This window comes from Nocardia cyriacigeorgica NBRC 100375, from assembly GCF_000308555.1.
GTDB classification, from domain to species: domain Bacteria; phylum Actinomycetota; class Actinomycetes; order Mycobacteriales; family Mycobacteriaceae; genus Nocardia; species Nocardia cyriacigeorgica.
The window spans coordinates 1-14,295 of the sequence record NZ_BAFY01000130.1; the positions used below are offsets into that span (position 1 = coordinate 1).

The window sequence follows — 14,295 nt, forward strand, 5'->3', positions numbered from 1 at the left end:
CCGGCCATCACGGGCGCGAGCTGCTGGACCCGCTGTGCGCCCGGCTGCCGAGCCTGCTCGATCTCAACGGGGTCGCCTTGCTGGTGCAGTCGGCGGTCAGCGGACCGCACATCACGGTGTCGCGGTTGAAAGCCGGCGGGTTGAAGGCGGCCGTGGTGGCGCGTACCCGAATCCCGTTCGGGCCGATCATGCGCTCGCGGGCGGACTGGCTGGCCGAGCAGGGACTCATCGAACCCGGTCAGCGACATGAGGAATTGGTGGTGATCCGTGCCGACCGAACCAAACCCTGAACCCACCCGCGTGCGGTTCACCGCCGACGGCCCCGCTCTCGTCGAGGGCCCCGTCGAGCTGATCACCGCCGACGGGCGTACCGTGCGCTCGGACCGATTCCAGGTCGCGATCTGCCTGTGCAAACGATCCAAGTGCTACCCGCTGTGCGATACCAGCCATCGCAGGCACCGACGGCGATAGCGGCAGGCCGGGTCCGTCCCCGGCGGTGATCTCGTTCCGGCGCGACATCGTCGGCGCGTCGATCGAGCAGTGACACCGCCTGTCCCGGCGGCCGCCCCATGTCGGGGCCGCCGGGGGCGTCGCCGGGCCGGGGGGCGAGTCGACGCCGTTGTCGAGCACTGCTGCTCCGGCCGGCATTCAGGGAGTTACCTCGGGCGGGTCGGCGCCGGTTTCTCGACGCCCGAACCTGCCTACAGTGGCGTAATTCCCGGACCGGCCGGAGTGAAACAGGCGTCCGGGCAATCTATTTCCGGCGTCGAGCCGCCGTCTTGCGGCGATTGGTCTTCTCGATGGCGTCGATGAGTTCGGACTTGGTCATCTTCCATCGACCTGTGATCTCCAGCCGCCCCGCCACATTGATCAGATGCTTCTTGGTCGCATTCGCGTTCACGCCCTCGGCGGTATCGCCCTTCGCGTTCGGCCCACCGCTCTCGGCCCGCTGGTCGGACGGTCCACGATGCTCCTTCGGCTCCCAATGGTCGCCGATCTTCTCGTAGCTGTGCTTGAGCGCGCTGTAGGCCACCCGATACGCGCGCGATTCGCTGCCGTATTCCTCGAGGGCGGCATCGTGCGCCTTGGCGAAGGTTCGCTGCGCCTTCTCACTCGAACGCTGCACCGTGCTCGGCAACTCGGAGCGCTTGGCTTCACCGCGTGCGGTTGTCTTCGGCATCGCAGAGCTCCTTCCTGGTCTTTCGGCGTCCGGCCCGGCGTCACCGGCCGGACAGCTCCGGTATCGATGGCGTACCCGGTGCCCTGCCGCCGAATCCCGGGCCCGCGGCGGCAGGGTGAGCACGCCGGACCGGCCGACGGCCCCGCACCGGGTGCATGAGCCGGACCGCTGCGGGTACGCCGCAATCAGGTCCACCAGGTCATCGCAGGTGAGCGCGAGGAAAAGCATGCCGGTACGTCGCACACATTCCACGGGCAATGCTCGGCCGCGGCGTGCGGGCCACCGGCGCGGCAGCACGCCCGCGGGCGCCGATCACGACACCTGGAACTGGCATGCCCGAGCCGAGACCCCCACCCAGCGACTGGACCGGAATTGGGCGCATCTGCTGCAGGAGCTGCGTGTGTTGCAGACCGGCGTCCAATTGCTGACCGGTTTCCTGATGATCCTGCCGTTCCAGTCGTCGTTCGATTCGCTCGATGCCGGTATGCGGGCGGTGTATCTGGTCACCGCGGGCGCGGCGGTGGGCGGCACGATTTTCCTGGTGGCGCCGGTGTCGTGGCATCGGCTGCTGTTTCGCAGGCACCGGTTGCAGACCATCGTGACCGCGGCCCACCGGTGCACGCTGGCGGGTCTGGCGCTCCTGGGTGTGGCGATGTGCGGGGTGACGACGCTGATCGTCGACGTCGTCGTCGGGCCCGTCGCGGCCATCGTCACCGGGGCCGCGACGGCGGTGGTGTTCGTCGCGGTGTGGCTGGTGGCGCCGATGCGCAGGCGATTGGGCGAAATGGGCGCGGCCCGCGGCACCGTCGCTCAACGTCACGGCCGCTGATTCGCCACGGGCAGCAATGGACCCGGCACGCCCGCGCCTCCCCGAGGGGTCCAGGAGGCGCGGCGACGCCGGGTCCGTCAGGCTGCCGCTACCCGCGGCAACCCTTGGCATCTGGTGGCCGGCGGTCAGTGACCGCCGTGGCTGTGCTGCCCACCGCGTGCCTTCGCTTCGGTCGGCTGAGCTTGTGCGCCCTTGCGACCTGCCTCGCTCGGATCGGCGGCATTGCGCTCGCCGAAGCTACCCGTGCTGGCCTGGCCGCCGCGGCGGGCCTGCTCCTCCGTGTCCGGACGATTGCCGAACTGCCCAGGATTCTTGGAGTCTGCCATCTCGTACTCCTTTCTGGTCTGAGACCGTCACCGGCCTCGAGGGGTGCGATTCCCGGTCCACGACCGGCTAATCACCGATGCCGCGACTTTTTCTCCGCCGATCCGCACCGGCGAACCGGTTGTCCGGCACCAGGACTCGCCGCCGGCGAATGACCTGCGCGGATACGGGTAGCCCGGCATCATGCGCGCCCTCACCGTGGATCCGACCCGTTCCGGCTCACTGCGCCTGGACGAGCTTGCCGACCCCGAACCCGGCCCGGGTGAACTTCTGGTCGACGGACTCGCGGTCGGCGTATGCGGCACCGACCGCGAGATCGCCGACGGCGCCTACGGGTGGCCGCCGCCGGGTCAGGACCGGCTGATCCTCGGGCATGAATCCCTCGGCCGGGTGCGCAGCGCACCGGAGGACTCGGACTTCGCCGCGGGCGACCTCGTGGTCGCGGTGGTGCGCCGCCCCGACCCGGTGCCCTGCGGGGCGTGCGCCCGCGGCGAATTCGACAACTGCCGCAACGGCCGCTACACCGAACACGGCATCAAGGAACTCGACGGCTACGCCGCCGAACAGTGGTGTGTGGACGCCGAATACGCGGTGACGCTGGATCCGCGGCTGGAACGGGCCGGCGTGCTGATGGAACCGGCCAGCGTGGTCGCCAAGGCCTGGGAGCAGGTCGAACGCATCGGTGAGCGCGGCTGGTTCGAACCGTCGCGGGTGTTGGTGACCGGCGCCGGGCCGATCGGCCTGCTCGCCGCCCTGCTCGGCAGCCGGCGTGGCCTCGATGTCCACGTGCTCGATCGTGTCGAGAGCGGCGCCAAGCCGCGACTGGTCGGCGAACTCGGCGCCACCTACCACCACGGTGACGCCGAGACGATCGCCGAGCGCCTGCGCGCCGACATCATCATCGAGGCGACCGGCGCGAACGAGGTGGTCTTCGCCGCTATGGGCAATACCGCCCCGTTCGGGGTGGTGTGCCTGACCGGTGTGTCGCCGGTGGGCCGGTTGATCGACGTCGACGCCGGTGCCGTGCACCGCGCGATCGTGTTGGAGAACGACGTCGTCGTCGGCTCCGTCAACGCCAACCTGCACCACTACCGCCTCGCCGCCGACGCTCTCGCCACCGCCGACCCCGCCTGGCTCGACGGCCTCATCACCCGGCGCCTGCCGCTGACGAAATTCGCCGACGCCTTCACCCCCGACCCCGATGACGTGAAGGTCGTCATCGCCCTCGATGAACACTGACCGCTGAGAAAGGACACCACCATGGGCTTTCCGGAACAGCAGCAAAAGGTCCCCGGCATCCAGGCGCAGATGCAGCCGCGCCCGGACTGCGGAGAGGACAGCTACCGCGGGTCGGGCAAGATGACCGGCAAGGCCACCGTCGTCACCGGCGCCGACAGCGGGATCGGGCGGGCGGTCGCCATCGCCTTTGCCCGCGAGGGCGCCGATGTGCTCATCTCCTATCTCGACGAGCACGAAGACGCGCGGGAAGTGGCGAAGCTGGTGGAGCAGGCGGGCCGGCGCGCCGAGCTGGTGCCCGGCGATCTGGCCGACCCCGATCACTGCCGCACCGTCATCGAGCACGCGGTGCGCGAATTCGGGCATATCGATGTGCTGGTCAGTAATGCCGCCTATCAGATGACCCACGAAACGCTGGACGAGATCAGCGCCGAGGAATTCGACTACACCTTCCGCCTCAACGTCGGCGCCTACTTCCATCTGGTCAAGGCTGCGGTGCCGCATATGCCACCGGGCTCATCGATCATCGGCAGTTCCTCGGTGAATTCCGACATGCCCTCGCCGACGCTGGCGCCCTATGCCGCGACCAAGGCGGCGATCGCCAACTTCTCGGCCAGCCTCGCCCAAATGCTGGGCGAGAAGGGAATCCGGGTCAACAGTGTGGCGCCGGGCCCGATCTGGACACCCCTCATCCCGTCGACCATGCCGGTGGAGAAGGTCACCGCCTTCGGCGACGACGTCCCCCTCGGCCGCGCCGGCCAGCCCGCCGAACTGGCCGCCGCCTACGTGCTACTGGCCTGCGACGACGGCAGCTACATCTCCGGCGCCCGCCTCGCCGTCACCGGCGGCAGGCCCATCCTCTGACGCCTGCGGCCCACCGAGAAACATTTGCCGCACGGCGGATTCGGTGTGCCGCAACCACAATGCCTGGACCGGGGCGACCGGCGGATGGTCGATCGGGCGGACCACCGTCTGCCCGTGGTGGTAGGTGCCGGGTTCGGCGGTGACGAAGGCGAAGCAGTCGGTGCCGATCACCGCGGTCGTCGGCGCGGTGCCCTGGATGTGGTTGACGACGACGGACGGCTCGAATCCGGCGCGTCGGCAGACCGACAGCAGATAGTCGGCGTAGAACGAGGTTCCGGGCGGGCCCCACACGATGAGCCGCTCACCGGCGAGCTGATCCATCGTCAGCGTGGTGTGCGCCGCGAGCCGGTGCGCGGCCGCCACAGCCACATGCAACGGCGTGTAGGCGATGACCGCGGCGGCGACGTCCTCGGGAGTGGTGGCGCCGCGCCGTAACGCCACGTCGGCGGTGCCCTCGCGCAGGGCCGCGACGAGCTCGCCGGGAAAACACTGGCGCGCGGTGATCGAGGCATCCGGGAAGGCCGCGCGCACGCCTGCGGTCAGATCGAACACCTCCTCGGACGAGATCGCGGGAGTATGGGCGATCACCAGCTTCTCGCGCTCCCCCTCAGCGGCCTGTCGGGTCGAACGGGCCAGCGCGGCCGCAGCGTCGATCACCGGCCTGGCGCCCGCGTGCAGTGCCACACCGGCCGCGGTCAGCGAGATCCGGCGACCCGACCGGTGCAGTAGCTGCACCCCGAGGTCGCGTTCGAGGGTCTTGATGGTGCTGCTGACGGCCTGCTGGGTGAGATGCAGTTCGGCTGCCGCCCGGCTCATGTTCATGTGCTCGGCGACGGCCAGGAACTGCCGGAGCCGGCGCGGATCCAGCACGTCATCAGGCATGCCACCAGCCTAACAAGATTTACTTGTGAAACTACGCCAAAGATCTGTTTTCCATTTGTCACTGTCGGTCCTAGCGTCGGTATCGACACCACTTCCGAGCGAATGAGGACACCACGATGACCGACAAGTTGGCCGGCAAATCCGCCGTCGTCGCCGCGGGCGCGAAGAACCTGGGCGGCCTGATCAGCACCACCCTCGCCGAGCAGGGCGCCGACGTCCTGGTGCACTACAACAGCGCGAGCACCGAAGCCGACGCCGAGAAGACCGTGGCCGCGATCGAAGCCGCGGGCGCGAAAGCGATCACATTCCAGGGCGATCTCACTGTGCCCGCGAACGTGACCGCGATGTTCGACGCCGCCGTCGAGGCGTTCGGCACCGTCGATATCGCGGTGAACACGGTAGGCAAGGTGTTGCGCAAACCGATCCTCGACACCACCGAGGCCGAGTACGACTCGATGTTCGACATCAACGCCAAGGCCGCGTACTTCTTCTTGCAGGAAGCGGGCAAGCGGCTGGCCGACGGCGGACGCATCGTCACCGTCGTCACCTCGCTGCTGGCAGCGTTCACCGACGGCTACTCCACCTATGCCGGGGCGAAGAGTCCGGTCGAGCACTTCACCCGCGCCGCCGCCAAGGAGTTCGCCGCGCGCGGCATCGCGGTCAACAATGTCGCACCGGGCCCGATGGACACCCCGTTCTTCTATCCGCAGGAAACTCCCGAGCGCGTGGAGTTCCACAAATCGCAGGCCATGGGCGGGCGGCTGACCCGCATCGAGGACATCGCGCCGCTGGTGGAATTCCTCGTCACCGACGGCGGCTGGATCACCGGCCAGACCATCTTCGCCAACGGCGGCTACACCACCCGCTGATCCGGGGCGCCCGTCGCGGTCGGCAACAGCCGTCGCAACACATCGGTGATGGTGATCAGCCGACCGGCTCGCCGGTGTCACCACTGGTCACCACCGCCAGGTGGGTGCGGGTCTCGCGCATGGTGCGCAACGCCTCGTAAATCGGCGTGACCGCGGACAGCGTGAGCACCGGGCGCATCAAGTCGGCCGCCGTGGACTCCGGTGTCGCCCGCGGTGGCCGAATGCTCGACGAGATGACGGAGCGCGGCCGGGTCCTGCCCGGAATCCACGTCATCGACCGGTGTCACCCCGACGCGGCGCAGGCACCAGTTCGCCATCTGGTTCAGCAGTTTCAGCAGTGGCCTGGTGACCGCCATGAACGCGCGCATGGGAATCGCCAGCATGGTGGCCGAACGCTCGGGGTGCGCGATCGCCCACGACTTCGGCGCCATCTCCCCCACCACCAGATGCAGGAAGGTGACGATCACCAGGGCCAGCACGAACCCGGCGACGTCGGCGGCCAACAACGGCGCGCCGAGATGCTCGAACAACGGTGTGAGCCAATGGTGCACAGCGGGTTTGGTGATTGCACCAAGCGCCAGCGTGCACACCGTGATACCCAGCTGCGAACCCGCGAGCAACACCGACAGTTCCGCGGAACTGCGCAGTGCGGCACGGGCCGCGGCGCTGGTGGCGGCGGCGTCTTCGAGGCGGTGCCGGCGCGCCGCGATCAACGCGAATTCGACGGCGACGAAGAAGGCGCTGGCCGCGATCAACGCGATCGTGACAGCCGCGACGATCCACGGATCACTCATCGCCGGCCGCCTTGTGCTCGATCCGCAGGTTCAGAAACACCGAGGCCGGCACATGCTTGGCCACGGCCCTGACCTCGGCTTCTACCATGCGCTCGACCGAGTGCCCGTCGATGTAGTCGGCGCCGCTGGGTTCGAGCGCGATCTCGACCCTGGTGCCCGGCTCGGGAAGTCCGCCGTATGCGGAGATGATCAGTCCGGCGATGGTTTCGTAGTCGCCGGCAGGCAGTTCGACGTCGAGCACGCGCTCGATCTCGTCCAGATGGACGTCACCGGCGACGAGCCAGCCATCGGACTCGGCGACAATGGCCGTGTCGGGGCCGGTGTCGTGTTCGTCGGCGATTTCACCGACCAGTTCTTCGGCGATGTCCTCGATCGTGACGATGCCTGCGAAACCGCCGTATTCGTCGACGACCAGCGCCATTTCCTCACCGGCCGCATCCAACTGCGCGACGACCTCGGGCAGGGCCAGGGAGCCGGGAACCACCACCGCCTCACGCAGATGCCGGGCGGCGGTTCCCTCGGCGGGGCCGTCGAGCAGATCGTGCAAGTGGATGATGCCGCGCAGGTCGTCACTCGAGCTCCCGACCACCGGGTATCGGGTGTGTCCGGTGCCCATGCGGGCCAGCACCTGGTCGACCGGGTCGTCGATGTGCACGGTATCGACACGGGACCGCGGGATCATGGCGTGTTCGGCATCAGCGGTCGGGAAGTCCAGGATCCGATCGAGCAGCGTCGACAATTCGCGCGGCAGTTCCCCGGCATCGCGCGAGGTGGCGACGATGTGCTCGAGGTCGCGCGGGGTGGCCGAATGCTCGACGTCGTGCACCGGTTCGATCCGCAGCGCACGCAGCAACAGATTCGACGACTGGTCGAACAGCCGGATCAACCAGCCGAACAGCTTCAGATAGACCGTGGTGGACATGGCCAGCCGGCGCGCCACCGGCTCCGGCCTGGCGATGGCGAGGTTCTTCGGGAAGAGCTCACCGAAGAGCATCTGTACAAGGGTGGAGAACGCGATCGCCAGCACTGCGCCGACCGCGATGCCGATGCCCGCGGGGACGCCGACCCCGCCGAGCAGCTCGCCCAATCCGCGTCCGATCAACGGTTCGGCGACATAGCCGACGAGCAGACCGGTGACGGTGATGCCGAGTTGTGCGCCGGAGAGCATGAACGAGGTGCGGCGGGTGACGCCGAGTGCCCGTTCGGCCGCTGCGTCACCCGCTGCGGCGCGAGCTTTCAATCGCGACCGGTCGACTGCCATGTAGGCGAATTCTTGGGCGACGAAGTAGCCGGTCATCGCGGTGATGAGCAGGACGACGAGGATTCCCAGCGCGATGCTCGCTGCGGTCAGCATCGGCACAGCCCGGGTCTCGGGGGCTGGTCGTCAGAGGGCGGGCCGGGTTTTCGGCCCTTGCGCGATGCGCGTTTCATGCGTGTCTCTCCGTGGATGGAACGACAAGTGGATACGGTGCCCGATCGGCGTCGGGAGGGCCGCCGGATCGGGTGCCCAACAATATCGGCGGCAGGACGAGAAGCGTATGACCGACGCGTCCGGGTTCGTGAGAAGAATGCTGCGGGCCTGATGGTTTCGCACGCTGGGCGAGTCCACCGGCCGCGACGACAGTCAGGACCGCACGGATTCCTCGCTGTCCGAGGTTGCGGGCCCGGCAGGGTCGGATGCGGTGGAGTTCCTGCTCGCCAGCATGCGCTTGCCCACCTCGATGACGATCGGCAGTACCGATACCGCCACGATGAGCAGGAAGATCAGGTCGATATTGTCGCGGACCACCGCGATCTGGCCGAGCAGATAGCCCAGGTAGGTGACGCCCGCGCCCCACAGCACGCCGCCGACGACGTTGTAGAGGGCGAACACCGGATAACGCATACCGGAGGCACCGGCGACGACCGGTGCGAACGTGCGCACGATCGGCACGAAGCGGGCCAGCACAATGGTGATGGGTCCGTGCTTTTCGAAGAAAGCGTGCGACTCGTCGATGTATTTCTTCTTGAACAGCCGGGCGTCGTTGTTCTTGAACAGTGCGGTGCCGCCGCGTGCGCCGATGACGTATCCCACCTGATCGCCGGCGATGGCGGCCAGCGGAATCAGGATCAGCAGCAACCAGATCGGCGCGAACGGCTCGATCTCGGTGGATTTCGAGGCTGCGATGAGGCCGGCCGTGAACAGCAGCGAATCACCCGGAAGCAATGGGAACAGCAGCCCGGATTCGATGAACACGACGGCCAGCAGGCCGACCAGCATCCAGGTACCGAAGGAATTCAGCAGGTTCACCGGATCGAGGAACCCCGGCAGCAGCGCCAGGTGGGTGATCGACTCGGCCGACAGATAAGTGCTCATCGGGATCCCACAGTAACACGCGCAACTGTATGGTTGGGCTATCTCGTGACGCTCCTCGCAGGCCGGGTCCCGGCACGCGCTGTATCGTGTGACCGCCGCGCGAAAGGAGGCCCATGCCCGACACTCTGGTCCGCATCGGCGAATTGGCCACCCGCGCGGGCGTCAGCAATCGGACCATCGACTACTACACCGGCCTCGGCCTGCTCACCCCCGCCGAACGCACCGCGGGCGGCTACCGCCTCTACCACCCCGCCGACGTCGACCGCATCCACCTCATCCAGCGCCTGGAAGCCCACGGCATCCCCCTCGACGAAATCGCCGCGGCCCTCAACACCCGCCCCGGCGACACCACCAAAGCCCTCACCCAACTCGACGGCGACCTCAAAAACCTCCAATCCGCCGCCGAATCCGCCCCCGCCGAAATCCAGGGCCTGCTGAACATCATCGCCGCCCGAGTCCACTCCCTCGTCTCGGTCGCCATCGAAATCCAACCCACCCTCCCACTGCTGTAGACCGGCGGCCCAACCTCCCTGTTCGGCCGTGCCGCATGTCCGGTTTGCGCGCTGATTCGATATCGGTCAATATCGATGTATGTCGAAATCGGAGCTGGGGCCGATCCTGGAGCAGGCGTGTGCCGGGGCGCCGTCGACGCGGGAGCCGATGGATGCCGCCACGGCGGCCGAGCTGGCGGCGGTGTTCAAGGCGCTGTCGGATCCGGTGCGGTTGCGGTTGCTGAGCAATATCGCGAGCCGGGCGGACCAGGAAGCGTGTGTGTGCGATCTGTCCGCAGGGATCGACGTGAGTCAGCCGACGATTTCTCATCACCTCAAGGTTTTGCGGGAGGCCGGGCTGCTCGACAGTGAGCGCCGGGCGTCGTGGGTGTACTACCGCGTCGTGCCCGCGGCCGTGCGGCGGCTGTCGGAAGTGCTGCTGGTGGAGAGCGGCGCGGGGCAGGTGCACGCGTGAGCGTCGGCACCGAGGCCGCGGCGCCGGTCGTCGGCAAACTGTCCACACTGGATCGATTCCTGCCGGTGTGGATCGGCGCGGCGATGCTGGCGGGTCTGCTGCTCGGGCGGATGATCCCCGGACTCGGCGATGCGCTGGGCGCGGTGGAGATCGACGGGATTTCGCTGCCGATCGCACTCGGCCTGCTCATCATGATGTATCCGGTGCTGGCGAAGGTCCGCTACGACCGGCTCGACACCGTCACCGGCGATCGCAGGCTGCTCCTCGGCTCGCTGGTCTTGAACTGGGTACTCGGCCCGGCGCTCATGTTCGCGCTGGCCTGGTTGCTGCTGCCGGATCTGCCCGAGTACCGGACCGGGCTGATCATCGTCGGGCTCGCGCGGTGTATCGCGATGGTCGTCATCTGGAACGATCTGGCTTGCGGTGATCGCGAAGCGGCGGCGGTGCTCGTGGCGCTGAACTCGATCTTCCAGGTGGTCATGTTCGCCGGGCTCGGCTGGTTCTACCTCTCGGTGCTTCCCGGTTGGCTCGGCCTCGAGCAAACCACCATCGACGCATCGCCATGGCAGATCGCGAAATCCGTGCTGATCTTCCTCGGCATCCCGCTGATAGCCGGTTTCCTCACCCGGCATTTCGGCGAAAAGGCCAGGGGCCGTTCATGGTACGAGTCCACCCTGCTCCCCCGGCTCGGCCCGTGGGCGCTGTACGGGCTGCTGTTCACCATCGTCATCCTGTTCGCCCTGCAAGGCGAGCAGATCACCGCACGACCATGGGATGTCGTGCGCATCGCCCTGCCCCTGCTGGCCTATTTCGCGATCATGTGGGGCGGCGGTTTTCTGCTCGGCGCCGCCCTCGGCCTCGGGTACGCCCGGACCACGACGCTGGCTTTCACCGCCGCGGGCAACAACTTCGAGCTCGCCATCGCCGTCGCCATCGCCACCTACGGCGCCACGTCCGGTCAGGCACTCGCGGGAGTGGTCGGCCCACTCATCGAGGTGCCCGTCCTGGTGGGACTCGTATATGTGTCACTGGCCCTGCGCCATCGCTTCACCCGAGAGGTCCGCACATGAGCAGCAAGCCCAGCGTCTTGTTCGTCTGCGTGCACAACGCTGGTCGCTCCCAGATGGCCGCCGGTTTCCTCGCGCACCTCGCCGGTGATGCCATCGAGGTCCGTTCCGCAGGCAGTGCGCCGGCCGCGTCCATCAATCCGGTCGCGGTCGAGGCGATGGCCGAGCTCGGCATCGACATCTCCGCCCAGCTTCCGAAAATCCTGACCCCCGATGCGGTCGAGACCTCTGACGTGGTGATCACCATGGGGTGTGGCGACGCCTGCCCGTACTTCCCCGGCGTGAGCTACCGCGACTGGGTGCTCGACGACCCCGCGGGCAAGGGTATCGATGCCGTCCGCGCGATCCGGGACCAGATCAGAGCGCGCGTCGAGCAACTGATCGCAGAACTCCGGTGAGACCTCGCACAACATAGGTCTCGCACAACATAGGTCTCGCACAACATAGGTCTCGCACAACATAGGTGATGGGCGGGCATCGGCCCGCCCATCACCGAAATGACGTTCGACGATCGGGTCGATTGCGGCCCTCCGGTGTCTTTCCTTCGAGTTCCGACTCGATCTCCCGGCCCGTCCGCCAGTCCTCCGATCGTCGACTCGGTGGTCAGAACATGAGGCCGGCGACGAAGGCCAGGATCCTCTGTATCGGGACCATCGAGTCGCCGAGCACGCTACCTACACCTGGCAACAGCATCGTTCCTCCTGTCGGTCGTTGCACGGTCGATCCAGCAGGTCGTGAACCAGCTCGGCCACGGTAGCGCCGCTGACCGGACCGGCGTGCGACCCGCCGCACAGGTCGGCGATTCCACTGCTCAGCGCCGTCCGGGCGGGTTCCCGCACAGCGGGAATCGTCGGCCTGTGACGACGAATCAGCCGTAGCGTGTGCTAGGTCACGCGGCGACGCCACAGCCCGGTCGCACAGCCGCCCGGGGAGAAGCAGCGGCGTGATCGGCGTGGCCGCGCCGCTTCGGCGCGATGGGCCGGCCACTGCCGCACCGAACAGAACAGCGGTTCGCGGCGGGTTCTCCGCCGGCGGGTGCCGTCCTGCGGTCCGACGCCGAGCGCGCGTCCACAGCGCTCAAACCAGAAGAAGGAGTACACCATTGCGCACCCGATCCGCACCCGCCCCAACGGTCGGTGATACCACCGTCGACCTGCTGGTCATCGGCGCCGGCACCGGCATGGCCGCCGCTTTGACCGCGAACGAGCTGGGGCTGTCCACCCTCATCGTCGAGAAGACCGAATACGTGGGCGGTTCGACGGCGCGCTCCGGTGGCGCCTTCTGGCTGCCCGACAACCCGATTCTGCGCGAGGCCGGCGCCGGTGACTCGCAGGAGCGGGCCGAAACCTACCTGCGTGCCGTGGTCGGTGACTCGGCTCCGGCCGAACGGGGCAAGGCCTTCGTCGACAATTCCGCCGCGACCGTCGAGATGTTGCAGCGTTCGACGCCCATGAAGTTCTTCTGGGCCGAAGGCTATTCGGACTACCATCCCGAACTTCCGGGCGGGTCCGCGGTGGGACGCACCTGTGAATGCCGACCGTTCAACGCCTCGGTGCTCCGGGCCGAGCGCCGGCGGCTGCGGCCGGGCCTGATGGAAGCGCCCGTGCCGATGCCGACCACGGGCGCCGACTACAAGTGGATGAATCTGGTGGCGAGGGTCCCCAGCAAGGGCATTCCGCGCATCCTCAAGCGGCTCGCGCAGGGCGTCGGTGGTCTCGCCTTGCGCCGTGAGTACATGGCAGGCGGCCAGGCGCTGGCGGCCGGCCTTTTCGCCGGTGTGGTGCGGGCCGGGATCCCGGTGTGGACCGAGACGAGCCTGGTCCGCCTCATCACCGAAGGCGATCGCGTCACCGGCGCCGTCATCGCCCACGGCGGCCGGGAAGTCACCGTGACCGCCCGCCGCGGTGTGGTGCTCGCCGCAGGCGGTTTCGACCACGATATGACGATGCGGCGCAAGTACCAGTCCGAGCGGCTCGGCGAGCACGAGAGCCTCGGCGCCGAAGGAAACACCGGAGACGCGATCCGAGTCGCACAGGACACCGGCGCGACGACCGGCTTGATGGATCAGGCCTGGTGGTTCCCGGCGGTCGCGGCGCTGCCGGGCGGGGCACCGACGGTCATGCTGGCCGAGCGTTCGCTGCCCGGCTCCTTCATCGTCGACCAGACGGGGCGCCGGTTCATCAACGAGTCCATCGATTACATGTCGTATGGACAGCGCATTCTCGAGCGTGAGCGCGCGGGCGATCCCGTCGAGTCCACCTGGATCGTGTTCGATCAGAAGTACCGCAACAGCTACATCTTCGCGGCCGGGTTGTTCCCGCGTCAGCCGCTGCCGCAGTCGTGGTACGAGGCAGGTATCGCCCACAAGGCCGACGATCCGGTCGAGCTCGCCCGCAAGATCGGGGTGCCGGAGCACACGTTCGCCGAAACATTCCGCCGATTCAACGAGGACGCGACGGCCGGCACCGACAGCGAGTTCCGGCGTGGGCAAAGTGCCTACGACCGCTACTATGGCGATCCCACCATCCAGCCGAACCCGAACCTGCGGCCGTTGACCAGCGGACCGTTCTATGCGGTGAAGATGACCTTGAGCGATCTCGGAACCTGCGGCGGGGTGCTCGCCGACGAACGCGCACGCGTGCTGCGTGAGGACGGCAGCGTCATCGACGGTCTCTACGCCATCGGCAATACGGCCGCCAATGTCTTCGGCCGCACCTACCCGGGAGCGGGCGCGACGATCGGCCAGGGGCTCGTATTCGGTTACATCGCCGCACGAGACGCCGCAGGCCAGCTGTAGCAGCGCCCGTCTCGTCGTAAAAATATTTCGCCGCCCGGTCTCCATGACCCGGGCGGCGAAATGTTTTTCCGGGTTCATTCTCTCCTGGAAACGACGAAAGCCCCCGACCGTGGTCGGGGGCTTTCGCGAAA

General features: G+C 67.7%; 16 protein-coding genes and 1 pseudogene. 11 read left to right on the forward strand and 6 right to left on the reverse strand.

The window, feature by feature from the left end; all coding sequences use genetic code 11:
* Together RJ05_RS31395 and RJ05_RS12480 are read left to right on the forward strand one after the other, a co-directional pair.
* On the forward strand, positions 1 to 290 hold a 290-nt coding region (locus RJ05_RS31395; protein WP_036537147.1), incomplete at its 5' end, for a methyltransferase.
* Complete coding sequence (locus tag RJ05_RS12480; RefSeq protein WP_232052064.1) at positions 268 to 471, forward strand: CDGSH iron-sulfur domain-containing protein; 204 nt, start codon at positions 268 to 270, stop codon at positions 469 to 471. The genes RJ05_RS31395 and RJ05_RS12480, both read left to right, overlap by 23 nt.
* A 283-nt stretch (positions 472 to 754) precedes the next feature.
* Here RJ05_RS12480 and RJ05_RS12485 read toward each other — a convergent pair whose 3' ends face one another.
* Positions 755 to 1,180, reverse strand: coding sequence for a ChaB family protein (locus tag RJ05_RS12485; protein WP_036537150.1), 426 nt, complete (start codon positions 1,178 to 1,180; stop codon positions 755 to 757).
* A 226-nt stretch (positions 1,181 to 1,406) separates the two neighbouring features.
* Here RJ05_RS12485 and RJ05_RS32260 point away from each other — a divergent pair, with 226 nt between their 5' ends.
* Entirely contained in the window at positions 1,407 to 2,009 is a 603-nt protein-coding gene (locus tag RJ05_RS32260; RefSeq protein WP_228789746.1) for a DUF6328 family protein, read from the forward strand.
* Between the two features lie 125 nt (positions 2,010 to 2,134).
* Here RJ05_RS32260 and RJ05_RS12495 read toward each other — a convergent pair whose 3' ends face one another.
* The gene (locus RJ05_RS12495) at positions 2,135 to 2,335 is read right to left on the reverse strand and encodes a hypothetical protein (protein ID WP_036537152.1); all 201 of its coding nucleotides are present in this window, start codon (positions 2,333 to 2,335) and stop codon (positions 2,135 to 2,137) included.
* A gap of 181 nt (positions 2,336 to 2,516) precedes the next feature.
* On the opposite strand from RJ05_RS12495, the gene RJ05_RS12500 reads away from it, so the two are divergent.
* Both RJ05_RS12500 and RJ05_RS12505 read left to right on the forward strand, forming a co-directional pair.
* Positions 2,517 to 3,572, forward strand: coding sequence for a glucose 1-dehydrogenase (locus RJ05_RS12500; protein ID WP_036537154.1), 1,056 nt, complete (start codon positions 2,517 to 2,519; stop codon positions 3,570 to 3,572).
* A gap of 21 nt (positions 3,573 to 3,593) precedes the next feature.
* Positions 3,594 to 4,433 (forward strand): SDR family oxidoreductase, encoded by an 840-nt coding sequence (locus tag RJ05_RS12505; RefSeq protein ID WP_036537157.1) that lies wholly within the window; start codon positions 3,594 to 3,596, stop codon positions 4,431 to 4,433.
* Here RJ05_RS12505 and RJ05_RS12510 read toward each other — a convergent pair.
* On the reverse strand, positions 4,359 to 5,315 hold the full coding sequence (locus RJ05_RS12510; RefSeq protein WP_036537159.1) for a LysR family transcriptional regulator: 957 nt from the start codon (positions 5,313 to 5,315) through the stop codon (positions 4,359 to 4,361). The genes RJ05_RS12505 and RJ05_RS12510 overlap by 75 nt on opposite strands.
* A gap of 116 nt (positions 5,316 to 5,431) precedes the next feature.
* Here RJ05_RS12510 and RJ05_RS12515 point away from each other — a divergent pair, with 116 nt between their 5' ends.
* Positions 5,432 to 6,184: an SDR family oxidoreductase gene (locus tag RJ05_RS12515; protein ID WP_036537161.1), complete on the forward strand. Its 753-nt coding sequence runs from the start codon at positions 5,432 to 5,434 to the stop codon at positions 6,182 to 6,184.
* Here RJ05_RS12515 and RJ05_RS12520 read toward each other — a convergent pair.
* The 3 genes and pseudogenes from RJ05_RS12520 to RJ05_RS12530 form a co-directional block, all read right to left on the reverse strand.
* A pseudogene (locus tag RJ05_RS12520) lies at positions 6,169 to 6,978 on the reverse strand (CNNM domain-containing protein). The gene RJ05_RS12515 and the pseudogene RJ05_RS12520 overlap by 16 nt on opposite strands.
* Positions 6,971 to 8,332, reverse strand: a complete 1,362-nt coding sequence (locus RJ05_RS12525; RefSeq protein ID WP_036537162.1) for a hemolysin family protein — start codon at positions 8,330 to 8,332, stop codon at positions 6,971 to 6,973. Before RJ05_RS12525 ends, RJ05_RS12520 begins: the two are co-directional and overlap by 8 nt.
* A 270-nt stretch (positions 8,333 to 8,602) precedes the next feature.
* Positions 8,603 to 9,334 carry a VTT domain-containing protein gene (locus RJ05_RS12530; protein ID WP_036537163.1) on the reverse strand — a complete coding sequence of 244 codons (732 nt, stop codon included), beginning with the start codon at positions 9,332 to 9,334 and terminating at the stop codon, positions 8,603 to 8,605.
* A 113-nt stretch (positions 9,335 to 9,447) separates the two neighbouring features.
* Between RJ05_RS12530 and RJ05_RS12535 the strand changes: the two genes are divergently transcribed.
* The 5 genes from RJ05_RS12535 to RJ05_RS12555 all read left to right on the forward strand — a co-directional run bounded on the left by RJ05_RS12535 (position 9,448) and on the right by RJ05_RS12555 (position 14,164).
* On the forward strand, positions 9,448 to 9,846 hold the full coding sequence (locus RJ05_RS12535) for a MerR family transcriptional regulator (protein ID WP_036537164.1): 399 nt from the start codon (positions 9,448 to 9,450) through the stop codon (positions 9,844 to 9,846).
* Between the two features lie 79 nt (positions 9,847 to 9,925).
* Positions 9,926 to 10,300, forward strand: a complete 375-nt coding sequence (locus RJ05_RS12540) for an ArsR/SmtB family transcription factor (RefSeq protein ID WP_036537165.1) — start codon at positions 9,926 to 9,928, stop codon at positions 10,298 to 10,300.
* A complete protein-coding gene (gene arsB / locus RJ05_RS12545) occupies positions 10,297 to 11,370 on the forward strand; it encodes an ACR3 family arsenite efflux transporter (protein WP_036537167.1) in 1,074 nt (357 codons plus the stop codon). Before RJ05_RS12540 ends, arsB begins: the two co-directional genes overlap by 4 nt.
* Positions 11,367 to 11,765 (forward strand): arsenate reductase ArsC, encoded by a 399-nt coding sequence (locus RJ05_RS12550; protein WP_036537168.1) that lies wholly within the window; start codon positions 11,367 to 11,369, stop codon positions 11,763 to 11,765. Before arsB ends, RJ05_RS12550 begins: the two co-directional genes overlap by 4 nt.
* A gap of 704 nt (positions 11,766 to 12,469) precedes the next feature.
* Positions 12,470 to 14,164, forward strand: coding sequence for a 3-ketosteroid-delta-1-dehydrogenase (locus RJ05_RS12555; RefSeq protein WP_036537169.1), 1,695 nt, complete (start codon positions 12,470 to 12,472; stop codon positions 14,162 to 14,164).
* The last annotated feature ends 131 nt before the right edge of the window (positions 14,165 to 14,295 follow it).